A 23,258-nucleotide genomic window follows, 5' to 3' on the forward strand; every position below is an offset into this window, starting at 1 on the left:
ATTCCGGCAAACAGCAGGGCGGCTACAATGAATACCAGCACTATCAAGCGTTCCATCTGTCCCATATGGCTCCTCCTTCCGGAGACATGACTGTAACGGGAAGTCACAGTTTCCTCAAAACTGTATCATACACCAGTTTTGTCCTGGCGTCAAAGAGAACCCACAGAATCTGTTCCAGTTCACCCGGATACTCTGCCGCAAATTCTCTGGCAGTTCCTATGGCGGTTTCTGCTGCCAGCCCCACCGGGAAGTGGTATATACCGGTGGAGACAGAGGGAAATGCAATCCGCTTCACTCCATTTTCCAGGGCCAGCAAAAGGGAATTCCTGTAGCAGGAGGCAAGCTTCTCCTGCTCCCCGCATGTGCCGCCGTTCCACACAGGACCCACGGTGTGGATAATATACCGGCATTCCAGGTTGTAGGCCTTTGTAATCTTGGCCTGTCCTGTCTTGCAGCCGCCCAACAGCCTGCATTCATGCAGCAGTTCCTTTCCCGCGGCCCTGTGGATAGCCCCATCCACCCCTCCTCCTCCAAGGAGGGATGAGTTGGCCGCGTTGACGATTGCATCCATTCCGGTTATCTTCGTTATATCACCTAATACAGTACCTATGACTGTGTTGTTTTCATTTTTCATAGCTGGCCTCCTCTGATTTCTTTCCTTTGATTATACCATATAACCCCTCAGTCCCGACAGCAGTAATTCACCGATTTTCCCCGCTCCGCTGTCAGCCGCAAAGGTATGGACCAGACTGGCCTTATCCCTGCCAAGGATATTTTCCAGCTCTGCAAAGGAAAGCAGGCCTTTGAGGTACAGCTTTACGATTTCCATTGGTCCGCTTCCGATTTCCGCCACCAGCTCTAAATGTGTCATGATTCACCTTCTTTCTGCCTTTTTCAACCTTCCATTAAAAATGCCGGCCTAATAATATATGCAGGCTTTTTCCAGAATATTCCTGTTGGCAGCCATATCATTCCATTGAAATCATGAAAATCTTTCGCTTTCCCTATGGTAAAAATTAATCATTCCATTAAAAAAAGTCAGCTTTTTGTAAGAAACATTACGCTTCATTACATTTCACTGACTTCCGTTGCAATTCATCCTGAACTATGGTATATTCACATCAGGTCAGAAATGACGCTAGCCCGGCAGCTTCCACAGCCCCATGTTGTGGAAGCACCGGGCTCCCCCCAAAAAGATTATCTATCATCATTCTTCGTATTTCCAGATTTGCACCTCACCTGAATATCCCTCAAATGTACGTTTAATAATATCCTCCACTATATTCCAGTCGCCTCCTGCGCTGCCGCATCCTATCTTATAGGGAAATGCCACTGTCTCGTTTTTGCCCCTGGCTTCCAAAAAGCTCCGGATTTCTCCCATCGCTTTTTCCAATGCGTCATAATCGGTATAGACCATCTTTTTTCTGCCGTAATCATCCTGTCCGTACAGATTGCCAATCAGAAACCAGCGTCCGTCCTTTTCCACCGGCTGGGCAGACACCCGTCCCAGCAGCTTGGATGTGTCCCCGTTTTCCTTTTCAATCCACTGCTTCGTTATCCGCTTATACGTTTTCTCCACTTCTGGAAACAGCTTCTTTACCTGTCCTGCAATACCATAGCCGAATGCGCCCTGGCAGTTCACCTGATGACACAGAATATCTGCCTTTGAATCAAATATGCTGCCATTGTAATATTGAATCATAATTTCCTCCTCTATCTCTTTCATGATGCTGTCCGCCCGTTATATCATATCCCGGTGCTCGGTCCGGCCCAGCAGATAATCCACGGAACAGCCGAAATAGTCCGCCAGTTTTACCAGTGAGACCGCGTTCGGCACGCTCCTTCCGTTTTTCCAGTCGCTGATGTTTCCCATGGATACATCCAGATCCCTGGATACCTGGCTGGTACTGCCCTTCCGCCTGATTTCCGCAAACAGATTCTTCAAGTCAATCCTTTCCTGTACCACATTTCATTCCCCCAATTCCAGTATAAAAGTTGTGTCGGATCTATCATAAATGCTGAGAGGAAAATTGTAAATAAAAATATGCACAAAAGTCCTTCAATAATTTGTAAGTATTTCTTCAAACTCCGTCCATGAATATCATGTATAATAGTTACAATTCGGGTATTGCCCGGAATACAAAGGAGGATTATTATGGATACAAACAAGAAAATATTGATAGGAGCCATTGGCGCTGCTGTTGTCATCGGCGGCATTGCCATCGGCCTCCTGCTCAGCAAGACGCCGGAAAAGGCAGACCTGTCCACCATACATACAGAGGCAGCCACGGAAGCTCCCAAGGAAACGCTTCCCGCCGCCACACAGGCTCCGGAGACAGAGGAGACCACAGAAGGCCAGGAAGACGCTGCTTCCAGTGTTTCCGCTTCCATCGAGACCTATACATCCGGAAAGGTATCTATCCAGTATCCTGCGGTGGACCAGATGGATGACGCCTCAAAGAAGGACAAGATTAATGAACTGTTAAAGACCAATGCCCTGTCCTTCATAAAAGCCAATGACATCGACGAGGCCAACGATACCCTGGATATCAAGTGCAAGGTGATTTCCGTGGACCGCAAACGTCTCACTGCCACTTACACCGGCACTCTGTCCGCAAAGGGAGCCGCCCATCCGGTCAATCTGTTTTATTCCAACACAGTCAATCTGCTTCAGGCCCAGAACCTGGGACTGGATGATTTTACCGACGCCTATACCATGGCCGGATATGTGCTCAGCGACGATGTAAAGTTTTCCGGCATTTCTTCTGATGTAGAGGCCCAGGTCCTGAGCTACCGCTCTTCCATGGATTTGGATTCCCTGACCGCTGTCTTTAACAGCGCGGACTTCCCTCTGTCATCAGAGACCCAGTGGCCCGAATCCTTCAGCTATGAAAAACAGGGAACCATCTACTTTTCACTGCCTGTTCCCCATGCCCTGGGCGACTATGTGCTGGTTGCATTTGACCCCACCACCAAATAGTCCTTTAACCGGGGTTGATATCATAAGATATTTGATATATAATTATCAGTAATTCTAATAGATAAAGGAGCAGCAAAATTTATGGATAACGTAATGGTATTTGACCACCCTTTGATTCAGCACAAGATTTCTATTCTGCGCAATAAAGCTACAGGAACCAATGAGTTCCGTGCCCTCATTGAGGAAATTGCCATGCTGATGGGCTATGAAGCCCTCCGCGACCTTCCTCTGGAGGATGTGGAGGTGGAAACTCCCATCGAGACATGCATGACCCCCATGATTGCCGGACGCAAACTGGCCGTGGTTCCGATTCTCCGTGCCGGACTTGGCATGGTAAACGGCATCCTGGCTCTGGTTCCCAGCGCAAAGGTAGGTCATATCGGTTTATACAGGGACGAGGTGACTCACGAACCTCATGAATATTACTGCAAGCTTCCAAACCCCATTGAAGAGCGTACCATCATCGTCACAGATCCCATGCTGGCCACTGGCGGTTCCGGTGTCTCAGCCGTTGACTTTATCAAGGAACACGGCGGGAAAAAGATTAAATTCATGGCTATCATAGCTGCTCCGGAAGGCCTTAAGCGTCTCCATGAAGCCCATCCCGATGTACAGATTTACGTGGGACATCTGGACCGCTGCCTGAATGAAAACGCCTATATCTGCCCCGGACTGGGAGATGCCGGAGATCGTATCTTCGGAACAAAATAACAGGAATTATTACAGGCAAATACAAATACAGGGACATACAAACCATAAGATAAAACAGGAAGCCGGACTTGCGATGTGCAGTGTCCGGCTTCCTGTTTTTATAAACTCTCTGACTGTTCCGTGTTTCTGTTCGTTCTGTACTGACGGCTTATTTTACTACCTTAAGCCCGCCCTTTCCCTTCTCAGGTGCCTCGGGCGCTTCCTGCTCTGTTTCCACTTCCCTGGCCTCTTTTACAACGATGTTGTCCTGGCCCTTGTAGATGGAGTCAGAGGGAACACAGCCGCGTACGCTGGACAGCGGGTATACATTAGAATTACGTCCAATGACCGTTCCGGGATTGAGCACGCTGTTGCAGCCAATCTCCGCGTGATCGCCCAAGATGGCGCCGAATTTCTTGCGTCCTGTCTCCACATCACCATCCTCAGCATGAACCTTTACAAGACCCTTGTCAGCCTTCACATTGGAGGTCACTGCGCCGGCTCCCATATGTGCCTTGTAGCCCAGGATGGAATCGCCCACATAGTTGAAATGGGGCACCTGCGCCTCGTCAAAGATGATGGAGTTCTTGATTTCACAGGAATTGCCGATGACAACGTGCTGTCCAAGGATAACGCCTCCTCTTAAAAAGGCTCCGTTGCGTATCTGTACCTTTGGTCCGATGATCATAGGTCCGCCCATGGCAGTGGTGGGAGCCATCTGTGCTGTCTTGTGAATCCAGATATTCTTTCCAATCTTCTTGTATTCGTTCTCCGGAAGGCTGGCGCCCAGACTTTCGATGAACCCATTGATGTCACCCAGAACTTCCCATGGATACTCATGGCCCTCAAACAGCTTTTCAGCGATTGTATGGCTTGTGTCTAAAAGTTCTTTGATTTTCATCTGTTCCAGTTTCATAAATTAATTCTCCTTTTTTGTTTTATAGAATGCGGCTGCCGCGTCAAAATAACCTCTCATATTGTACTGGTTATTCATGCGGATGACATTGACTGTCCTGCCGGCAACAAAACGATTCAGCTTTTCCATATACTCATCTGAGGTTATGGAACCCTCCGCAACATAGGTGAGCCCCTTTTCCCAGCTGGCTGTCAGCTCGGGATTCAGAAGCTGGCGGATGGACTGGTCCACCACGTCATAGACCATTTCCCCTAAAAGGGACGGCGTAATAACCTGGGTTTTCTTGTTCAGGTTCAGATACTTGATGTTAAACAGTTTCTTAAGTATCTCAGCCCTGGTAGCGCTGGTGCCTATGCCGCTGCCCTTAATCTGAGCCCGCAGCTCCTCGTCCTCTATGAGCTGGCCTGCATTTTCCATGGCCAGAATCATGGAACCGGAGGTATAGCGCTTGGGAGGTGATGTCTCGCCTTCCTTTATATTCAGCTCCACCAAAGTAAGTATATCATTTTTTTTCAATTCTGCAAGCATCTGGAGCAATACTGTCCTGTCAACTTTTGGAGAAATGGCATTTGGGACACCTTCTTTTGCCTCGTCCCTGGACTCATCCCTTGTCTCATCCTTTGTCTCATCCCTGGCCTCGTCAAAGGATTCCTCCACCCCATTTTTCTTTGCCAGGTTCACATCCGCCACCTTGAGATATCCCGGTTCGGACAGAACCTTAAAATTGGCAAAAAAATGTTCCTTCAGGCGCTCCAGCTCCAGGCTGTATTTCTGATAAACCGCCGGAGGATAAAATATGCTCAAAAACCGTCTGCATATGACCTGATACACCTTTTCAGACAATGGCGGCAGTCCCCTCAGGTTTCCAAGTCCCTGTCCGGTGGGCACAATGGCATAGTGGTCCGTTATCTGCTTGTCATTGACATAGCGTGTCTTGGCAATCCCCTTATAGGATCCCATATTCAGCACCTCATCCGCAAACCCTGCCATAGGCCCGTAATTCTTAAGGCCGCCTATGTTCTTTTGAATCTCCTTGGACACTGCCGTGGACAGAACCCTGGCATCGGTTCTGGGGTAGGTGACCATCTTTTTCTCATACAGCTCCTGCACCACCTTAAGCGTCTCATCCGGACTGATTTTAAACATCTTGGAACAGTCGTTCTGAAGCTCCGCCAGGTTGTAAAGAAGGGGCGGATTCTTGGTCTCCTTTTTCTTCTCCTTGGCGAGCACCGTGGCCGTGAGAGGCGGCTCTGCCGTCAATAAGGCGGCCAGCTCCTCTGCCTGCTGCCTGTCCTTAAAGCCGTTGTCCTTATACAGGCAGGGGGTTCCGAAATAGCGGGAACCTTCCACTGCCTTCCACTCCGCCTCAAAGGGAACCGGCTGGCCGTCCTTACCCGGCGCCTCAAAGGATCCAATCACCCTGTAAAAGGGGGTTTTGACAAAACCGCGTATCTCCCGCTCTCTGCGCACCACCATTCCCATGACACAGGTCATGACCCTGCCCACGGACAGAACCGTAAACTTGGTTCCCAGATAATTTGACAGGGCAGGTCCGTACTTAAGGGTCAGCACCCTGGAGAAATTAATTCCCATAAGGTAGTCCTCCTTGGCCCTTAAATAGGCGGAGGCGGACAGGTTGTCATACTCTGTCTCATCCTTGGCCTCGCGGATTCCCCTCAATATCTCTTCCTCTGTCTGGGAATCAATCCACACCCGTTTCTGCTTCTTATCCTTTACCCCGGCCATCTGGGCCACCAGGCGGTATATATACTCTCCCTCCCGTCCCGAGTCCGTACACACATAGATGGTATCAATATCGGGCCGGTTCAAAAGACCCTTGACGATTTCAAACTGCTTGGATACATTGGTTATAACTTCATACTTGAATTCCTTTGGAAGGAATGGCAGTGTCTGAAGGCTCCAGCGCTTGAACTTCATGTCGTAGGCTTCCGGATAACTCATAGTCACCAGATGGCCCACGCACCACGTCACCACTGCCTGATCAGACTCTATATACCCGTCGCCCCGCCGTCCCCGTATCTTAAGCGCTTCGGCAAACTGCTGGGCCACACTGGGCTTTTCTGCTATGTATAATGATTTTGACATCCAATCCCTCATTTACTTTCTTCATACGCGCTGCCCCGGATTTCTCCGGCAGATTTCCATGGCGGCAGGGCGCATATTATAATAGTATACCATTAAATTGCCTTTGCCGCAATCAAAAAAACCATGAAGCGCCAGCGATGGCAGAACCCTCATGGTTTTCCTGCATAAACTACTATAACGACATTCCGGAGGTGACTTCCATGCCTGGAAGCTGGCAGTATCAGCCTTATCTCACCACATATGATTCATTTATCTTTTACAATGCAATCGGGGAACATCCCGATTACTTCTACCGGCCCATCGCCGTGGCGAAACAGGTGGTAAACGGGACCAACTACCGGTTCATGACCATAGCCGAACCGGAGCAGTCAGATCTGACGCCCCATTTTGCCATCGTGGAAATCTATCAGCCCCTTGAAGGCAGGGCCTATGCAACTAAAATCACGCCTGTTTAACCAAAAATTGATAGACGGTCCTGGTTCTGTACTCGTCCCCTGCTTTCAGCAAGGGGGACGGGAACTGTGGCTTGTGGACCGCGTCCGGAAAATACTGGGTCTCAAAACAGAAGGCGTGGCGGTAATCATAGCGGGCATTGCCCTTTCCCGGCATCTCATCCTGCAGGAAATTAGCTGTATAAAACTGGATTCCGGGCAGGTCCGTATAACATTCCAGCACCCGGCCGCTGGCCGGGTCCATGGCCTTTGCAGCCAGGGCCAGTTCTCCTTCTTCTTTATCCAGCACCCAGTTGTGGTCATATCCCTTTCCGAATACCAGGGCCTCAAAATCAGCGCCTATATCCCTTCCAATGGCCTTCATCTCTGTAAAGTCCATGGGCGTTCCAGCCACAGGAGCAATCTCTCCCGTTGGAATGGAAACCTCGTCCGCCGGTGTATACCGGGACGCGTTAAGCCACACCTCCTGCTTCATCACGTCGCCGCTGTCATGTCCTGCCAGGTTAAAATAGCTGTGGTTGGTGAAATTGGCAACCGTATCCTTATCGCAGACCATATGATAATCCAGCACAAGACTGTCCTCATCTGTCAGGGTATAGCTCACCGTGATCCTGGCATTGCCCGGATATCCCTGATCGCCGTCCGGGCTCTCCAGATAAAAGTCCAGCCTGCTGCCTGCCTCTGTCTCTGAGGCGGCGCAGTCCCAGACCCTGTCGTGGTACAGGTCCGGTCCGCTGTGAAGGTTGTTGGGGCCGTTGTTGGCCTCCAGCTTATAATCCTTACCGTCTATGGTGATAACAGCTCCGCCAATCCGGTTGGCATTGCGGCCGATGGGCGCGCCGAAGTGGGCAGGATTCCTGCGGTAGCTGTCCAAATCATCGTATCCCAGCACCACATCCGCCATGCTGCCGTCCTTATCAGGCACCACCATGGAAACCCACACGCCTCCCAGAGTGATGAACGAAGCAGATACCCCATTCTTATTGGTCAGCGTATACTTGTAAACCTCTGTACCATCGGGCATTTTCCCGAATGAATTTTTCTCGATTGCCATGTTTTTCTCCGCTCCTTCTCCATGCAGTACTAAATATATCCCCTTGCCGTCAAAAGCTCTGCGCAGAGTACGGCTCCGCCTGCCGCGCCTCTTACCGTGTTGTGGGACAAACCGATGAATTTATAATCATACACAGCGTCCTCCCTCAGACGGCCCACGGAAATGCCCATTCCTCTCTCAAAGTCCACATCCGCTGTCACCTGGGGACGGTTATCCTCCTCAAGATACTGGATGAACTGCGCCGGGGCGCTGGGAAGCTTAAGCTCCTGGGGAACTCCCTTAAACTCCCTGAGTTTCTCAATCAGCTGCTCCTTTGTCACCTTTTTCCTGAACTTCACAAACACGGCAGCCGTGTGGCCGTTCAGTACCGGTACCCTTACGCACTGACAGGTGATGACAGGACTTTGTGCCTTCACTATAACACCGTCCTCAATGGTTCCCCACAGGCGAAGGGGTTCCTGCTCGCTCTTTTCTTCCTCGCCGCCGATATAGGGAATGATGTTGCCTTCCATCTCCGGCCAGTCCTTAAATGTCTTTCCCGCGCCTGAGATAGCCTGATATGTAGTGGCCACCACCTCGTACGGCTCAAATTCCTTCCATGCTGTCAGCACCGGCGCATAGCTCTGGATGGAGCAGTTGGGCTTTACCGCAATAAATCCCCTCTCTGTCCCAAGTCTCTTCTTCTGGAAGGGAATTACGTCAAAATGCTCCGGGTTGATCTCCGGCACTACCATGGGAACATCCGGCGTCCAGCGGTGGGCGCTGTTGTTGGATACCACAGGCGTCTCCGTCTTGGCATATGCCTCCTCGATGGCCTTTATCTCATCCTTTGTCATGTCCACGGCGCTGAATACAAAATCAACTCCCGCCGCAACCTTTTCCACCTCATTTACATTCATCACAACCAGCTTTTTAACAGCCTCCGGCATGGGGGTAGTCATCTTCCAGCGGTCTCCCACTGCTTCCTCATACGTCCTGCCGGCAGAGCGGGGGCTGGCTGCCACTGTCACTACCTGGAACCACGGATGGTTCTCCAAAAGGGCGATGAAACGCTGCCCCACCATACCTGTTGCGCCTAATATTCCAACCTTCAGCTTCTTTTCCATAAATCATTCTCCTCATTATCCTGATTTTCCCGCCCTCCGGAACTGTCACGGAACCTGTCGCATTAAATCCATGACAGTCACATTGAATCATAGCCTCATTGAATCGTAGCCTCATTGAATCCACGGTACGGCGAATCTTTCCCTATCCTATACCAAACAACGGAAAAAATCAAGATTTATTCGCTAGAAAAATACATTTGTGCGCCCCGCAAGGACATTCTCTCTTTTTTGTATGCAACACTGCCATTGGGTCAGGAAACCAGTGACAATGCCACCTCCATCATCTGTGTAAAGCTGGTCTCCCTTTCCATGGCTGAGGTGGCTTCCCCGGTGACCATGGAATCCGAGATGGTCAGAACGGCCAGGGCATTGACGCCGGCCGCCGCAGCGTTGGCATAGAGGGCTGCCGCCTCCATCTCCACGGCCAGGACTCCCATGTCAGCCCAGGTCATTCCTCCCTGCACCTGTTTGGGCGGGGCATAGAACATGTCTGAGCTGAGCACATTGCCCACATGGAAGGACAGTCCCCGCTCCCTGGCAGCGGCCACGGCCCGCTCCAACAGGCTGTAGCTGCACACCGGCGAATAATCGCCCGGCAGCCCCAACAGGCGCACAAAATTGCTGGTGGTACAGGCTCCCATGGCAAACACCATGTCTCTCACATGGACGTCAGGCGTCAGGGCCCCGGCCGTGCCCACCCGTATCAGGTTCTTACAGCCGTAAAAGTGAATCAGCTCATAGGAATAGATACCGATGGAGGGACACCCCATTCCGGTGCCCATGACAGATACCGGCCTGCCCATATAGATTCCCGTGTAGCCAAGCATGTTTCTGGTCCCGTTAAACTGCTTCACGTCCTCCAGAAAATGCTCCGCAATATACTTTGCCCTCAGGGGGTCTCCCGGAAGCAGGATTGTCTCTGCGATTTCTCCTTTTTCAGCCCCGATATGGGGTGTGGGTGTGTTGGATAATGACATGGCATATACCTCCTTTTCTACAGCCGCACTTTGCTGCCTTTCCCGTCCCTCTTGGCCAGTTTCAGACGGTTTAAATGGACTTCCTTACCCTTGTAATCCACAATGGGATTCTCACCAATCAGATACAGCTTCTCCAGCTCCTCATTCTTGGTCAGCCGGATGCCTCTGACACCTCTGGATGCCTTTTTAAGCATGGATATCTCCTCCAGGGCAAACCGCAGGAACACGCCTCCTGTTGTCTGGATCACCACCTCGGTCTCGCCCTCCACCGGTATCACGGCCGCCAGTTCATCCCCCTCCTGGAGCTTGGTGGCTGCCACCACCCGGTTGTTGGTCTCAAATTCCTCCGAAGGCACCTGCTTTACCATGGCCATCTTAGTGGCGAATACAAATATCCTGCCCTTCATGTCCTCTGCGCTGGTCAGGTAAACAATAGTATCCTTGGCACCGTCGAATTTACTCAGATTCTCAATGGGCGTTCCCTTATCCCTCAGCTTGCCGGCCGGCACATCCATGGCCTTTATCTGGTAAAGGCTGCCGCTGGCAGCAAAGAGACAGATTTTATCCGTATTCAGACATTTCACCACGTGGACCTGCTCGGTGTCCACGGTTTCCTGGTTCCGGTCATAGGTGGACTTATCCAACAGCTTGCAGTATCCGAACCGGTCCATCACAAAGACCATCTCCTGGACAGCCACAGCGCTCTCGTCGTACACCGCCTCAGGTCCGTCCTCAATCAGGGTGCGCCTGGGAGTGGCAAACTCAGCCTTGATGGCAGCCAGATCCTCCTTGATAACACGGTTCATCTGGGCCCTGCTTCCCAGGATTTTCTTATACTCCCCAATCTTCCTTAAGGTCTCCCTGTGCTCCTTTTCCAGAGCCAGGATTTCCAGTCCGATTAACTTATAAAGACGCATTTCCAGAATAGCGGATGCCTGGCGCTCCGTAAAGGCAAGCTTCTTTGCGTCCTCCTCAAACCCCGGAACCTTGAAATGGATGTTGGTCACATCGCCTGTGGTCAGACATGCCTTGGCATCCTTTAAGTTTTTGGAGCCCCTCAGGATGGCTATGATCAGGTCAATACAGTCGCAGGCCGCAATAAGTCCTTCCTGTACTTCCTTTTTATCCATTTCCTTCTGGAGTAAAACATTGTATTTGCGCTCCGTGTTCTCATACTGGAAGTTGAGGAAATTTCTCAGGATCCCCTTCAGGTTCAGCGTCTCAGGACGGCCGTCCGCAATGGCCAGCATATTGACCCCGAAGGTATCCTCCAGCTTTGTCTTTTTATAGAGGATATTTTTTATCTTGTCAATGTCCGCATCCTTGCGCAGCTCCAGCACGATGCGGATTCCCTCTTTGTTGGACTGGTTGGAGATATCCACCACGTCCGTCAGCTTCTTGCTCTCCACCAGATCGGCCACATCCACCAGAAACTTATTGATTCCGGCGCCAATCATGGTATAGGGAATCTCTGAAATAATCAGCTTATCCTTGTCCGCCTTGCGCTTTCCAAGCTCCACCTCGAACTTGCCCCTGAGCTTGATTTTACCCATGCCGGTCTCGTAAATTTGGGGCAGCTCGCTCTTATTGGCAATGACTCCTCCGGTGGGGAAATCCGGCCCCGGCATAAACTCCATCAGCTCCTGAGTGGTCACCTCCGGATTATCAATGTACGCCTGGACCGCGTCTATCACCTCGCCCAGGTTGTGGGGCGGAATGCTTGTGCTCATGCCCACGGCAATGCCCTCCGCCCCGTTGATTAACAGGTTGGGGACCCTGACAGGAAGCACCTCCGGTTCCTTTTCCGTCTCGTCGTAGTTGGGCACAAAATTCACGGTTTTATCCAGATCTTTAAGGTAGACCTCCTCCGCAAACTTCTCCAGACGCGCCTCCGTGTAACGCATGGCGGCTGCCCCGTCCCCTTCTATGGAGCCGAAGTTGCCGTGTCCGTCCACCAGGGCCATGCCCTTCTTGAAATTCTGGCTCATGACAACCAGTGTCTCATATATGGAGCTGTCGCCGTGGGGATGGTACTTACCCATGGTATCGCCCACGATACGCGCCGATTTCCTGTGGGGCTTATCGTGGTCCAGATGGAGCTCCCTCATATCATAGAGAACCCGGCGCTGTACCGGTTTTAAGCCGTCCCTGGCATCAGGGATGGCCCTTGCAGTGATGACGCTCATGGAATAGTTCATGTAGCTTCTCTGCATTTCCTCACTGTATTCAGTCCGTAATATCTTTTCAGCCATGTTCTAATTGTCTCCTGTCTATGCGTCAATCTCCGCCTCGTCCGCATGCTCATAAATGAACTGGCGGCGGGGTCCCACCTCGGTGCCCATGAGCATCTCGGTTATCTCCGTAGCCATCCTGGCATCCTCTATCTCCACCCGCTTAAGGACCCGGCGCTCCGGGTCCAGCGTGGTCTCCCACAGCTGCTCCGCGTCCATTTCACCCAGACCTTTGTAGCGCTGCAGCGTAAAGTCGCCGGTATGGGTTTTCCTGTAACGCTCCAGCTCCTTTTCATCGTACAGATACTGTTCCTCCCCCCGCTTGGGAATCACCTTAAACAAGGGCGGCATGGCAATATACACATGACCGTCATAAATCAGTTCCGGCATAAAGCGGTAAAGGAAGGTGAGAAGCAGGGTGTCGATATGGCTGCCGTCCACATCGGCATCGGTCATCAGGATGATTTTGTCATAGCGCAGCTTGGTGATGTCAAAGTCATTGCCGTATCCTTCCGAAAAACCGCAGCCGAAGGTATTGATCATGGTCTTGATTTCCGCATTGGCCAGAACCTTATCCATGGACGCCTTCTCAACATTGAGGATTTTTCCCCTGATGGGCAGGATGGCCTGGTACTGGCGGTTCCTGGCAGTCTTGGCAGAGCCGCCGGCGGAATCTCCCTCTACAATGAATATCTCACACCGGGAGGCATCCCGGCTCTCGCAGTTTGCCAGCTTGCCGTTGCTGTCAAAGGAAAATTTGGACTTGGTCAGCATGTTGGTCTTGGCTTTTTCCTCAGCCCGGCGAATCTTGGCTGATTTTTCCGCACAGCCAATGACTCCCTTTAACACCTCCACGTTGCGGTCAAAATAAAGCTGCAGCTCGTCCCCTGTCACCGTGAACACGGCCTTGGTGGCGTCGGCGCTGGCCAGCTTAGTCTTGGTCTGTCCCTCAAAGATGGGGTCAGGATGCTTTACCGCGATGACGGCCGTCATGCCATTCCTTGTATCGGCTCCTGTAAAGTTGGTGTCCTTATCCTTTAAAATGCCGATTTCCCTGGCATAGCTGTTAATCAGCGCCGTGAATTTGGTCTTGAAGCCGGCCAGATGGGTGCCGCCCTCCTGGGTAAAGATGTTGTTGCAGAAGCCAAGTATGTTCTCCTCAAATGTGTCCACGAACTGGATGGCGGCCTCCACCTCCACCTTGTCCACGGTTCCCTTGAAATAGATGGGGTCGTGTACCGGCGTTTTGCCGGAGTTCAGCTCCCGCACATAGGCAACAATGCCCTCCGGCTCATGGAAGGCCACCTTCTCTCCCTCTCCGGGCCGCTTGTTTTCATAATAAAGGGTCAGGTTGGGATTTAAGTATGCTGTTTCGTGCAGGCGGCTTTTAAGCCACTCCGCCTTGAAACGGGTTTTCTCAAATATATCGCCGTCAGGCAGGAAATTGATGCAGGTACCGGTCTCCCTCGTCTTTCCAATCACAGGGAGAAGTCCGTTCTCCAGCTTGATGACAGGACGTCCCTTTTCATATTCATCGTGATAGATGCAGCCGTCCCTGTAAACCTTAAGGTCCATATGGGCCGACAGGGCATTAACTACGGAGGAACCCACACCGTGAAGTCCTCCGCTGGTCTTATAAGCGTCGTTATCGAATTTACCGCCTGCATGAAGGGTGGACAGTACGATTCTGGCTGCTGATATGCCCTTTTTGTGAAGCCCCACCGGAATACCGCGGCCGTTATCACGGACCGTGCAGGAACCGTCGGCTTCCAATGTCACCCACACACTGCTGCAGAATCCGGCCAGGTGCTCATCCACCGCGTTATCAATGATTTCATAAATCAGATGGTTTAACCCCTTGGAGCCCACACCTCCTATATACATACCAGGACGCTTACGGACCGCCTCCAATCCTTCCAGCACCGTAATACTGTCCGCGTTATATTGTTCCTTTGCCATTCTATTCCTCCATATTGCTATGTACAGATGCGTACATATGTTTCGTCTTATAGTATTAAACCATATTTAGATTGTTTTGGCAAGTTCCGGCCATGAGAAATTCCCGTATGCATACGGATTCCCTTCTGTTTTCGGAAGGTCCGGGAAAAAATCCGGACTCAATTCATAGAAATACACAGAAATCATTACGGATTTTTACAAAAATATGAAAATACACTTGAATTTTCCAAAATACATGATATAATATCAGTGTTGTGCAGATGTAGTTCATCGGTAGAACACCAGCTTCCCAAGCTGGGGAGGCGGGTTCGATTCCCGTCATCTGCTTTTAAGGCCCTGTGTGTGCAGGGCTTTTTTGCTGTCCTGAATACGTTTTTTTATCTTCTGCTTTTTCTTTCCGCAAGACAATAACAGGCCGCCCGGTCCGCTGTGGCCGGGTAGCCTGTTATTGTTATAATCCATCTTTTCATTTTTTGCTTTTTCTATTCTTATCCTTCATGAAATCCGGCTTTCTACAGCACCTTATCCAGAAAGCTCCTGGTCCGTTCCTCCCTGGGATTTCCAAACACTTCATCCGGGGTCCCTTCCTCTACAATGTAGCCGTCATCCATAAACACCACCCGGTCCGCCACTTCCCTGGCAAATCCCATCTCATGGGTAACCACCACCATGGTCATGCCGTCGGCTGCCAGCTGTTTCATGACCTCCAGCACCTCGCCTACCATCTCAGGATCCAGGGCGGATGTGGGCTCGTCAAACAGCATAATGTCCGGATTCATGGCAAGGGAACGCGCGATGGCCACCCTCTGCTTCTGTCCGCCGGAGAGCTGTCCCGGATAGGCCTCCGCCTTGTCCGCCAGCCCCACCCGGGCCAGCAGTTCAAGGGCCTTCCTGCCGGCTTCCTCTTTTCCCATAAGTTTTAATTCCGTGGGAGCCAGTGTAATGTTCTCCTTCACCGTCAGATGAGGGAACAGGTTAAAATGCTGGAACACCATTCCGATGTTTTCCCGCACTTTGTTGATGTTGGTGTTAGGGTCGGATATGGGATGGCCGTCCACCACCACATGGCCGGATGTAATCTTCTCCAGGCGGTTCAGACACCGCAGAAACGTACTTTTGCCGGAACCGGAGGGGCCTATCATGCATACAACTTCCCCCTCTCTTATCTCGATGCTGATATCCTTGAGGACTTCCAGCTTTCCGAAATTCTTTTTCAGGTTATGGACTGAAATCTTATTTTCCATAGGACACTCTCCTCTCCACATACTTGGCAATCCTGGACAGAATCGTGCAGACTACCAGATAAAACAGGGCCACGCAGATCCAGATGGGCATAACCATGGAAGCTGAATTGGCTGCAATAATCTTGCCGTTCTGGGTCAGCTCCCTGGGTCCGATGACAGACACAAGGGATGTATCCTTCAGGGAGATGATAAACTGGTTGATAATGGAGGGCAGCATGGTCCTGAATGCCTGGGGCAGAATTACCTTGCGCATGGCCTTGCCGTAGGAAAGTCCCAGGCTTCTGGCTGCTTCCATCTGTCCCTTGTCAACAGCCTCAATTCCTCCGCGGATGATTTCCGCCATATAAGCGCCTGCATTAAGGCTCAGGGCCACGCAGCCCGCCGTAAAGGCGCCGCCTATATTGCTCCACTGGAAACCATATGGCTTCAGGACGCTTCCCACACCGTACATCATAATCATGACCTGTACCAGCAGGGGTGTTCCGCGGATAATGTCAATATAGACATCGGCAACGAGTTTTAGTACCTTAAAATCCGAGACCTTGAACAGGCCGAAAATAACGCCCAGAACCGTGGCGCAGAGCAGAGATATCACGGTCATCTGCAGGGTGATTCCCAGAGCCTTAAAAAATGATGGGTAATACTGTGTTATGATGTTTACAATCTGCATACTATCATCCTTTTCTGATTATTCGTTGACGTGCATCATTCCAGGGATATCCTTCCATGCCCATGGAATGTTATAGCCAAATTTAAAGCACTTAAGCATAACCGGTAAAAAACCGTATAATTGCTTTAAATTCATCCATAACCTGCCGGCATTGAGGCGCCGGCCCTGCATAAGGCAGGAACCGGCGCCGGGCAGCACTGCCCGGAGGTTCTCCGGCAGTCCTATTTTGCAATGTATGTATTCAATATCTCATCGTATCTGCCGCTTGCCTTGATGTTCTCCAGTCCCTTGTTGAACATCTCCACCAGTTCCGGATTTGCGCCCTTTAAGGTCGCGAAACCATAGGAGGAACCTTTCTCCATGGGTGTGGGAAGGGTGAGGCCCAGTCCCCTGGAAATTTCATAACCGATAACAGGGTAATCCTCAAAGCAGGCAACTGCCTCTCCTGCTATAACGGCCTGATACATGTCAGATGAGCTCTCGTACTGTATTACCTCAAAACCATACTGCTCTGCAATGGACTCTGCAAAGGTACATCCCTCGGTACCAATCTTGGCAGCCACCTTCTGGTCCTTTAACTGGTCATAGGAGGTGATATCGGAATCAGACAGGACAGCCATGCCTACGCCGGAATCATAGTAGGGCTCTGAGAAATCATATTTCTGCACCCTCTCATCGGTGATGGACATGCCTGCAATCACGCCGTCGCACTCACCGGCCTCCAGGGCAGTTACAGCTGCGGAGAATCCCACCGGAACCACCTCATATTCAAAGCCCTGGTCCTGGGCAATTGCCTGTAAAATATCCAGGTCAATGCCTACCATCTCTCCCTTTTCATTCTCAAACTCAAAAGGGGCAAAGGTGGTATCTGTGTTGATGATGTACTTCTTGCCTGAGGCCGCCGCGCTGGTTTCCTCTTCTGCTGCTGATTCAGCTGCCGTGGTATCCGCGTTTGCTGCAGTCTCTGCTGCTGTTGTGCCGGCGGCTGTGGTCTCTGCGGGCTTGGAGCCGCATCCTGCCACTGTCAATGCCATGATGGCAGCCATGGATAACGCCATAAATTTCTTCATAATTACTTCCTCCTCTACTGATCGAAATAAAATAAGGGTGACTTTAATAAACCTGTCTCCCTTGACCTGTGATGCGCCTGCATCATCCTGATTACTATAGCACAAAGATATGTCAAAGTCAACTTGTTGTAATAGTTACAATTAAATAACTGTACCATTTGTGCAGAAACAGGACCGCACCGTGCTTCTGCCCAATGCGGCCCCGGTTATTCCAGACCTTACCTGCCTTATCTTCCGACCATTTCCCGCTATCTCACAGGAAAACGCTCCACAATTGCCCCTGTATGATAGGCCTCCAAAAGCATTTCCAGGTCTTTAATCTTTGTCTTAAGCTGTTTGCCCACATCCGTGTCTCCCACCAGCTTCCGGCTGGACACACGTTTTACAATGGTGCTCTCCGAGTGTATGTCGCTCTCCTTCTCAATTGCGGCCTCCGTGGACTCAAAAGGCTCATGGGCCGCCAGAATCAATCCGTAGGAATTATAAATCAGGGTATATCCCGCGATTCCAGTCTCTTTCTGGTAAGCCCTGGAAAAGCCGCCGTCAATGACAAGCACCTTTCCGCCGCATTTTACAGGATTCTCCCCGTTCTTGGACTTGACCGGCACATGGCCGTTGACAATATGTCCCTCCTGGGGCGGCAGGCCGAACTCCTCCAGGATGCGGCCCACTGTATCCTCATCCTCCAGCATGGAGTAATAGGGATTCTTTTCTTCCCTATGGGTCTCCTTGTCCGCCAGAAAATAGCGCTCAAAGGTAGCCATCTTATCCTTTCCGAACAAGGGCGAATCCTGATGGAGCCAGATATACCAGCATATATCCCTGCCTTTTGCCCGCTCTGCCGGGTCCACTGCCATGAACGCCTTTCTCACATAACCGTCCAGACACTCATAGAGGCTTTTGCCCTTGTAGTTCTGCCCGTATATATCCACCGCTTTAAAGCTGCCGTCCCTGTTTAAGGGGATGCAGCCGTGATACAGCAGGTTTCCGTTGTATACCTTGTAAAGGCTTCCCTTTGCCAGCAGGAAGCGCATATGCTGCTGAAGCTTTTCACAGTTCTGAAATGCGGCCGCAAGGCGTTCCATGATGGCGTTCTCCTCCGCCGTAAGCCTGTAAGGGTCAGCCGGATCCATGGTGGGAAAATGGCTGTCCAGCATTTCCTGCTCACCGCCTTCCAGCAGTATGGTCCCCTTGTCTAAATCTATGCGGTGCAGCAGGTTCCGGTCTTCCAGGCAGAACTCCGGATGTTCCTTTATGATTTGGCCCTCCACCTTGAACTGGATAATGGATATGGCCTTGTGCATCCTGATATTCAGTTCCGTCTCACTGGGGCTGCATGCATTCGCCCCTTTGAGCTGGAAGCAGGCGCAGGGATCGCTCCCATAGGTGTCCAGGGCAAAGGTTGCTAACGGCAGCAGATTAATACCGTAGCCATCCTCCAGGATATCCAGATTGCCGTATCTGGCACAGATGCGGATTACATTTGCAATACATCCCTTCTGACCGGCAGCCGCCCCCATCCACAGCACATCGTGGTTTCCCCACTGGATGTCCAGGGAATGGTAGGTCATCAGCTTGTCCATAATCATGTGGGGCCCCGGACCTCTGTCATAAATATCTCCCAGTATATGTAAATGGTCCACAATAAGGCGCTGTATCAGTTCACAGAGAGCCACGATAAACTCCCCAGCTCTTCCCACCCGGATAATGGTCTGTATGATGGCGTTGTAATAGGACTCTTTGTCTCTCACATCCACCTTTTCCGTAATCAGTTCCTCAATCACATAGGCAAACTCCTGGGGCAGAGCCTTTCGCACCTTGGACCTGGTGTATTTGCTGGCAGCCCGCTTGCTCACTTCGATCAGGCGGTACAGGGTAATCTTGTACCAGTCCTCCCGGTTCTTTACATGCTCCAGTATCTGGGCCATCTTCTCCCTGGGATAATAAATCAGGGTGGCCAGGGTCTGCTTGTCCTGGCTGCTCAGGGTGTTGCCGAACACATCGTTGACCTTGCGCCGCACGGCCCCGGATCCGTTTCGCAGCACATGGGAAAACGCCTCGTACTCGCCGTGGATATCCGTGAGGAAATGTTCGGTCCCCTTGGGCAGGTTAAGGATTGCCTCCAGATTAATCACCTCTGTGGAAGCGGCTGCTATGGTTGGATATAATTCCGCAAGCCGTTCCAGATACCTTGTCTGCAAATCACTCATTGCTTTCCTCCCTCAATACTTATATGTTTTTTACTCCTCCCTCTCTCTGTCAACATAATGCTTGTTTTCTTCGTCAATATAATCCAGGCTCAGGTAATCCTCTGTCCTGGCGGATAAATCTTTCTTTCTCAGCGCGCTGCTCACATAGGTGGCGGTCAGCCTGTAAATAACTGCAAACAACGGCACCGCGATAATCATTCCCACGAATCCGAACAGGCCGCCGAACAGCAGGATGGAAAACAGCACCCAGAAGCTGGGAAGCCCCGTGGAATCCCCCAGGATTTTAGGCCCCAGGATGTTGCCGTCAAACTGCTGGAGCACCAGGATGAAGATAAGGAAATACAGGCATTTCATAGGGCTCACCAGCAGTATGAGAAATGCGCTGGGCACGGCTCCGATAAAGGGGCCGAAAAAGGGGATCACGTTGGTCACTCCGATAATCACGCTCACCAGAAGCACATAGGGCATCTTTAAAAACTGCATGGCAAAAAAGCACATGATGCCAATAATCAGGGAATCCAAAAGCTTTCCGGTTATAAAACCTCCAAATACAGAGTGGGCAAAACGCACCTCGCTCACCAGCCGGTTGGCATCCTTAAGCTTTAACAGGCTGTAGACGATCTTCTTGCTCTGGGCGGACAAGGTATCCTTGATGTTGAGAAAATAGACCATGACAATGACGCCAATCAGTATGTTCTTGACAACGGTGACCACACTTAAGAGGCCCGTGGAAAGCTCACCGATGATTTTAGACATATTGGGCACCAGGTCCGTGGTCAGCCAGTTCTGGAACTCCGTGGCAGCCTGCTCATAAAAGGGCATAATGGTCTGTTCTATGGTGGGATTGTCCTCAAACATCTTCATAAGCCAGAGGCTCAGGTTATTGATGTTCTCTCCCAGACTCTCCTGGAGGCCGATGATACTGGTGTAAATCTGGGGAATCACCATCCAGAACAATCCGCAGACAATGGCAATGAGTAACAGCAGGCTCACCAGCGTCCCGGCCGCCTTTGCCAGGCTGTCTGCCGTGTGTCCGTCCTTGATACAACGTTTCAGTTTTTCTGTTGTATAGACCCTGGTCTTGTTATAGATGGGCAGCATCAGGTAGGCCAGCACAGCCCCGTAGATAATGGGCATCAGTATGGATACGATTTTTCCCACGGCCCTTGATACAATCTCAAACCGGGACAGGAAAAATCCAAAGGCAACACTGCAGGCCACCACGGCCAGCGCAGTGGTGCCCCAGTATATATAATTTTTAAATCTTGGGTTTTTCATACATCTTTACTCCTATGTCTTAAGTATTCCGTCATTTCGGCAAGTCATTCACCCATATATCATATCATAAGCTGAAACTAACAGCAATTAGGTTTTATATTACAGTGTGTGTCCCGTGAAGATTTTCACGAAATCTTAACAGAGAGGACAAAGCAGGATTTTTGTGATATGATATTCCTATCTTTGAAAAGAGGTGTTGAGACATGTCTTATATCATAAAAATGGCCCTGGACATCAAAGCCGGTTTTGAGCCCCCGGCGCCCATGACATCCCCCTTAGAAGCCTACTGCGCCGTCGGCACCATTGCCAAGGCCATGAAGTTAGGAATGCCGGAGAGAAAGGATACGCTTTTTGAGATGCGTGACCAGCTGGATGGGGATATGGGGGGCAATGAGCCTGAGGACAGCCGGATAGCCAGGATACACGCCATCCTGAAAGACTTCATACGAAATGAGGATACCACGGACCAGATGATGGAATATGTGGCATATGGATATGAAAATGAAAGGTGACAGAACAGGCCACAAAGTGCCGGGGTAATGGAGCTTAAAAGAATGCACCGGCCGGAAAGACGAATAATCGAGTAGGAGGCGGTGATTAACCGCCGTCCTCTCACACCACCGTGCGTACCGTTCGGTACATGGCGGTTTCAACAGTTGACGTGCACAGACTGGTAAGCTGTGACTAAATCATAAAAGCCACTGCTTATCAGTCTTTCTTTTGTCATTGCCATATTTACCGCTACCGTTTGCGTGGTAAACCAATATCCTCTCCGGCTGTTTCCTGCCTGCCATGCCAAATCTTCCGGCACTCCCATTTTCCGCAGGTTCTTCACCTTGGTTCTCGGTTTCTTCCATTGTTTCCATATACACATTCGGATTCTGTGGTATAGCCACTTATTGAGTTCTTCTATTCGGTTCTTCATTTCCGCAATCCCGTAATAATTCAGCCAGCCACACTTATACACTTTTATCTTTGCTAATGCAGGGCGTATGCTCTGAACAGACCTTCGGGAACTAAGTTCTTTCAGCTTTGACTTCATTTTCTTCCATGACTTTCCATGAACCCGGACATATATGCCCTTTCCGTTCTTTTCCAATGTAAAGCCAAGGAATTTAAAAGTTCGGATTGCAAACACGCTGACTACACGGCTTTTCTCTTGGTTCACTTTCAATTTCAGCGGCCCTTCCAGATATTTCGTGCTCGTCTCCATCAGTCTCTTGGCAGCTCTCTCGCTTTTCGCCAGCAGCACGATGTCGTCCGCGTAACGGACAAATACAACTCCACGCTTCTGATACTCCTGGTCAAACTCATTCAGATAGATGTTTGCCAGCAGGGGGGAAAGATTTCCTCCTTGCGGCGAACCTTCTTCTGTTTCCATGACTACTCCGTTTTCCATCACGCCACTCTTTAAGTACCTCTTAATCCACTGGATTACCCTTTCGTCCCTCACATTTCTGCGCAGGATATTCAGGAGTATCTCATGGTTCAGGGTATCAAAGTATTTCGACAAGTCCAATGCTACCGCATGGATATATCCCTGCTCTGCATACTCTTTCACCTTCTGAATGGCATCTTTCGCGCTTCTTCCCGGGCGATAACCGTAACTGTTCTCCGAGAACAACGGCTCGTAGACCGGTGTAAGGCGCTGTGTTATGGCCTGTTGGAAAATGCGGTCTTTTACGGTTGGAATACCCAGCTTTCGTATTCCACCGTCTGGCTTGGGAATCTCCACTCGTCTTACCGGGTCGGGGGTATACTTTCCCCTTCTGATTCTCTCGATAAGTTCTTTCTGGTTTTCCCTCAGGTATGCGCCTATTTCCTCCACGGTAATCCCGTCGATTCCTGGCGCCCCCTTGTTTGCCTTTACTCTCTTAAAAGCTCTGTTGAGGTTGCCCTTCTCCAGTATCTCCTCCAAGAGTTCCGGCTGTGCACTGTCCCTTTCCTTCCATATCCGGCGGAAAGAACGGTGCGCTCTCACATACCCTTCACGTTCCGCGCTATCTCTTTGCGAGCAGCTGTCTTTGTTTTCTGTACCCAATGTTCCTTCCTCCTTTCCCAGTTGTACTAAAGACTCCTGTTGATTCGGTCCTTCATCTCCCGACTACTACGGCCTCGGCTGACTTCTGTACGTTCAGCACTATCTTTCGATAATGGTTATCCCTTTCAGGACATTCCGCACAGACCTCCCCGGGTACCACACGTCCCTTTCTCTCCATCTATCTGCCACATTTACCATACGTGATTCCGTGTGGTTATTGGGCTTCGACTTGTTCAGCAGTCTTACCCTCACGCATGGCCTGATGTGATTTCTG

The 23,258-nt window shown here is 50.7% G+C and carries 21 protein-coding genes and 1 tRNA gene; 5 read left to right on the forward strand and 17 right to left on the reverse strand.

All coding sequences use genetic code 11. The features are described from left to right. Window positions 1–103 precede the first annotated feature (103 nt). The 4 genes from CGC65_RS15765 to CGC65_RS15780 form a co-directional block, all read right to left on the reverse strand. Window positions 104–634 carry an O-acetyl-ADP-ribose deacetylase gene (locus CGC65_RS15765; protein ID WP_002564351.1) on the reverse strand — a complete coding sequence of 177 codons (531 nt, stop codon included), beginning with the start codon at window positions 632–634 and terminating at the stop codon, window positions 104–106. A 30-nt stretch (window positions 635–664) separates the two neighbouring features. Further along, on the reverse strand, window positions 665–871 hold the full coding sequence (locus CGC65_RS15770; RefSeq protein ID WP_002564352.1) for a hypothetical protein: 207 nt from the start codon (window positions 869–871) through the stop codon (window positions 665–667). Between the two features lie 336 nt (window positions 872–1,207). Continuing rightward, window positions 1,208–1,702: a macro domain-containing protein gene (locus CGC65_RS15775; RefSeq protein WP_002564353.1), complete on the reverse strand. Its 495-nt coding sequence runs from the start codon at window positions 1,700–1,702 to the stop codon at window positions 1,208–1,210. A 39-nt stretch (window positions 1,703–1,741) separates the two neighbouring features. Next, window positions 1,742–1,966, reverse strand: a complete 225-nt coding sequence (locus CGC65_RS15780) for a helix-turn-helix domain-containing protein (protein WP_002564354.1) — start codon at window positions 1,964–1,966, stop codon at window positions 1,742–1,744. A 189-nt stretch (window positions 1,967–2,155) separates the two neighbouring features. Between CGC65_RS15780 and CGC65_RS15785 the strand changes: the two genes are divergently transcribed. Then, window positions 2,156–2,980, forward strand: coding sequence for a hypothetical protein (locus tag CGC65_RS15785; RefSeq protein WP_002564355.1), 825 nt, complete (start codon window positions 2,156–2,158; stop codon window positions 2,978–2,980). A gap of 81 nt (window positions 2,981–3,061) precedes the next feature. Beyond that, window positions 3,062–3,691 (forward strand): uracil phosphoribosyltransferase, encoded by a 630-nt coding sequence (gene upp, locus CGC65_RS15790; protein ID WP_002564356.1) that lies wholly within the window; start codon window positions 3,062–3,064, stop codon window positions 3,689–3,691. Window positions 3,692–3,839: 148 nt separating this feature from the next. On the opposite strand, the gene CGC65_RS15795 is transcribed toward upp, so the two are convergent. Together CGC65_RS15795 and CGC65_RS15800 are read right to left on the reverse strand one after the other, a co-directional pair. After that, window positions 3,840–4,586, reverse strand: a complete 747-nt coding sequence (locus CGC65_RS15795; protein ID WP_002564357.1) for an acyltransferase — start codon at window positions 4,584–4,586, stop codon at window positions 3,840–3,842. Window positions 4,587–4,589: 3 nt separating this feature from the next. Beyond that, window positions 4,590–6,692 carry a DNA topoisomerase gene (locus CGC65_RS15800; protein ID WP_002564358.1) on the reverse strand — a complete coding sequence of 701 codons (2,103 nt, stop codon included), beginning with the start codon at window positions 6,690–6,692 and terminating at the stop codon, window positions 4,590–4,592. Window positions 6,693–6,892: 200 nt separating this feature from the next. Between CGC65_RS15800 and CGC65_RS15805 the strand changes: the two genes are divergently transcribed. After that, window positions 6,893–7,147, forward strand: coding sequence for a hypothetical protein (locus tag CGC65_RS15805; protein WP_002564359.1), 255 nt, complete (start codon window positions 6,893–6,895; stop codon window positions 7,145–7,147). On the opposite strand, the gene CGC65_RS15810 is transcribed toward CGC65_RS15805, so the two are convergent. The 5 genes from CGC65_RS15810 to CGC65_RS15830 form a co-directional block, all read right to left on the reverse strand. Further along, the gene (locus tag CGC65_RS15810) at window positions 7,134–8,198 is read right to left on the reverse strand and encodes an aldose epimerase family protein (RefSeq protein WP_002564360.1); all 1,065 of its coding nucleotides are present in this window, start codon (window positions 8,196–8,198) and stop codon (window positions 7,134–7,136) included. The two genes, CGC65_RS15805 and CGC65_RS15810, sit on opposite strands and share 14 nt — an antisense overlap. A 29-nt stretch (window positions 8,199–8,227) precedes the next feature. Then, window positions 8,228–9,304, reverse strand: a complete 1,077-nt coding sequence (gene asd, locus CGC65_RS15815; protein WP_002564361.1) for an aspartate-semialdehyde dehydrogenase — start codon at window positions 9,302–9,304, stop codon at window positions 8,228–8,230. A 251-nt stretch (window positions 9,305–9,555) separates the two neighbouring features. After that, complete coding sequence (gene deoD / locus CGC65_RS15820) at window positions 9,556–10,281, reverse strand: purine-nucleoside phosphorylase (protein WP_002564362.1); 726 nt, start codon at window positions 10,279–10,281, stop codon at window positions 9,556–9,558. A 17-nt stretch (window positions 10,282–10,298) separates the two neighbouring features. Beyond that, on the reverse strand, window positions 10,299–12,533 hold the full coding sequence (locus tag CGC65_RS15825) for a DNA gyrase/topoisomerase IV subunit A (RefSeq protein WP_002564363.1): 2,235 nt from the start codon (window positions 12,531–12,533) through the stop codon (window positions 10,299–10,301). 18 nt (window positions 12,534–12,551) lie between these two features. Beyond that, the gene (locus tag CGC65_RS15830) at window positions 12,552–14,471 is read right to left on the reverse strand and encodes a DNA gyrase/topoisomerase IV subunit B (protein WP_002564364.1); all 1,920 of its coding nucleotides are present in this window, start codon (window positions 14,469–14,471) and stop codon (window positions 12,552–12,554) included. Window positions 14,472–14,727: 256 nt separating this feature from the next. On the opposite strand from CGC65_RS15830, the gene CGC65_RS15835 reads away from it, so the two are divergent. Next, window positions 14,728–14,798: transfer RNA gene (locus tag CGC65_RS15835), tRNA-Gly, on the forward strand. Window positions 14,799–14,983: 185 nt separating this feature from the next. On the opposite strand, the gene CGC65_RS15840 is transcribed toward CGC65_RS15835, so the two are convergent. From CGC65_RS15840 to CGC65_RS15865, 5 genes are all read right to left on the reverse strand, one after another. Next, window positions 14,984–15,715, reverse strand: a complete 732-nt coding sequence (locus tag CGC65_RS15840) for an amino acid ABC transporter ATP-binding protein (RefSeq protein ID WP_002564365.1) — start codon at window positions 15,713–15,715, stop codon at window positions 14,984–14,986. After that, window positions 15,705–16,385 (reverse strand): amino acid ABC transporter permease, encoded by a 681-nt coding sequence (locus tag CGC65_RS15845; protein WP_002564366.1) that lies wholly within the window; start codon window positions 16,383–16,385, stop codon window positions 15,705–15,707. Before CGC65_RS15845 ends, CGC65_RS15840 begins: the two co-directional genes overlap by 11 nt. Before the next feature lie 221 nt (window positions 16,386–16,606). Next, a complete protein-coding gene (locus tag CGC65_RS15855) occupies window positions 16,607–17,455 on the reverse strand; it encodes a transporter substrate-binding domain-containing protein (RefSeq protein ID WP_002564367.1) in 849 nt (282 codons plus the stop codon). A 248-nt stretch (window positions 17,456–17,703) separates the two neighbouring features. Next, window positions 17,704–19,665, reverse strand: a complete 1,962-nt coding sequence (locus CGC65_RS15860) for a fructose-bisphosphatase class III (RefSeq protein WP_002564368.1) — start codon at window positions 19,663–19,665, stop codon at window positions 17,704–17,706. A 30-nt stretch (window positions 19,666–19,695) separates the two neighbouring features. Further along, window positions 19,696–20,943, reverse strand: a complete 1,248-nt coding sequence (locus tag CGC65_RS15865) for an AI-2E family transporter (RefSeq protein WP_002564369.1) — start codon at window positions 20,941–20,943, stop codon at window positions 19,696–19,698. Between the two features lie 203 nt (window positions 20,944–21,146). On the opposite strand from CGC65_RS15865, the gene CGC65_RS15870 reads away from it, so the two are divergent. Next, the gene (locus CGC65_RS15870) at window positions 21,147–21,455 is read left to right on the forward strand and encodes a DUF3837 family protein (RefSeq protein WP_002564370.1); all 309 of its coding nucleotides are present in this window, start codon (window positions 21,147–21,149) and stop codon (window positions 21,453–21,455) included. Between the two features lie 137 nt (window positions 21,456–21,592). On the opposite strand, the gene ltrA is transcribed toward CGC65_RS15870, so the two are convergent. Beyond that, window positions 21,593–22,984 (reverse strand): group II intron reverse transcriptase/maturase, encoded by a 1,392-nt coding sequence (ltrA, locus tag CGC65_RS15875; RefSeq protein ID WP_002578367.1) that lies wholly within the window; start codon window positions 22,982–22,984, stop codon window positions 21,593–21,595. Window positions 22,985–23,258 lie beyond the last annotated feature (274 nt).

This window comes from Enterocloster bolteae (assembly GCF_002234575.2).
Taxonomy (GTDB): domain Bacteria; phylum Bacillota; class Clostridia; order Lachnospirales; family Lachnospiraceae; genus Enterocloster; species Enterocloster bolteae.

Coding starts and splice junctions, on each gene's coding strand:
- CGC65_RS15765 (WP_002564351.1), bottom strand. CDS start 634: ATGAAAAATGAAAACAACACAGTCATAGGTACTGTATTAGGTGATATA.
- CGC65_RS15770 (WP_002564352.1), bottom strand. CDS start 871: ATGACACATTTAGAGCTGGTGGCGGAAATCGGAAGCGGACCAATGGAA.
- CGC65_RS15775 (WP_002564353.1), bottom strand. CDS start 1,702: ATGATTCAATATTACAATGGCAGCATATTTGATTCAAAGGCAGATATT.
- CGC65_RS15785 (WP_002564355.1), top strand. CDS start 2,156: ATGGATACAAACAAGAAAATATTGATAGGAGCCATTGGCGCTGCTGTT.
- upp (WP_002564356.1), top strand. CDS start 3,062: ATGGATAACGTAATGGTATTTGACCACCCTTTGATTCAGCACAAGATT.
- CGC65_RS15795 (WP_002564357.1), bottom strand. CDS start 4,586: ATGAAACTGGAACAGATGAAAATCAAAGAACTTTTAGACACAAGCCAT.
- CGC65_RS15800 (WP_002564358.1), bottom strand. CDS start 6,692: ATGTCAAAATCATTATACATAGCAGAAAAGCCCAGTGTGGCCCAGCAG.
- CGC65_RS15805 (WP_002564359.1), top strand. CDS start 6,893: ATGCCTGGAAGCTGGCAGTATCAGCCTTATCTCACCACATATGATTCA.
- CGC65_RS15810 (WP_002564360.1), bottom strand. CDS start 8,198: ATGGCAATCGAGAAAAATTCATTCGGGAAAATGCCCGATGGTACAGAG.
- asd (WP_002564361.1), bottom strand. CDS start 9,304: ATGGAAAAGAAGCTGAAGGTTGGAATATTAGGCGCAACAGGTATGGTG.
- deoD (WP_002564362.1), bottom strand. CDS start 10,281: ATGTCATTATCCAACACACCCACACCCCATATCGGGGCTGAAAAAGGA.
- CGC65_RS15825 (WP_002564363.1), bottom strand. CDS start 12,533: ATGGCTGAAAAGATATTACGGACTGAATACAGTGAGGAAATGCAGAGA.
- CGC65_RS15830 (WP_002564364.1), bottom strand. CDS start 14,471: ATGGCAAAGGAACAATATAACGCGGACAGTATTACGGTGCTGGAAGGA.
- CGC65_RS15840 (WP_002564365.1), bottom strand. CDS start 15,715: ATGGAAAATAAGATTTCAGTCCATAACCTGAAAAAGAATTTCGGAAAG.
- CGC65_RS15845 (WP_002564366.1), bottom strand. CDS start 16,385: ATGCAGATTGTAAACATCATAACACAGTATTACCCATCATTTTTTAAG.
- CGC65_RS15855 (WP_002564367.1), bottom strand. CDS start 17,455: ATGAAGAAATTTATGGCGTTATCCATGGCTGCCATCATGGCATTGACA.
- CGC65_RS15860 (WP_002564368.1), bottom strand. CDS start 19,665: ATGAGTGATTTGCAGACAAGGTATCTGGAACGGCTTGCGGAATTATAT.
- CGC65_RS15865 (WP_002564369.1), bottom strand. CDS start 20,943: ATGAAAAACCCAAGATTTAAAAATTATATATACTGGGGCACCACTGCG.
- CGC65_RS15870 (WP_002564370.1), top strand. CDS start 21,147: ATGTCTTATATCATAAAAATGGCCCTGGACATCAAAGCCGGTTTTGAG.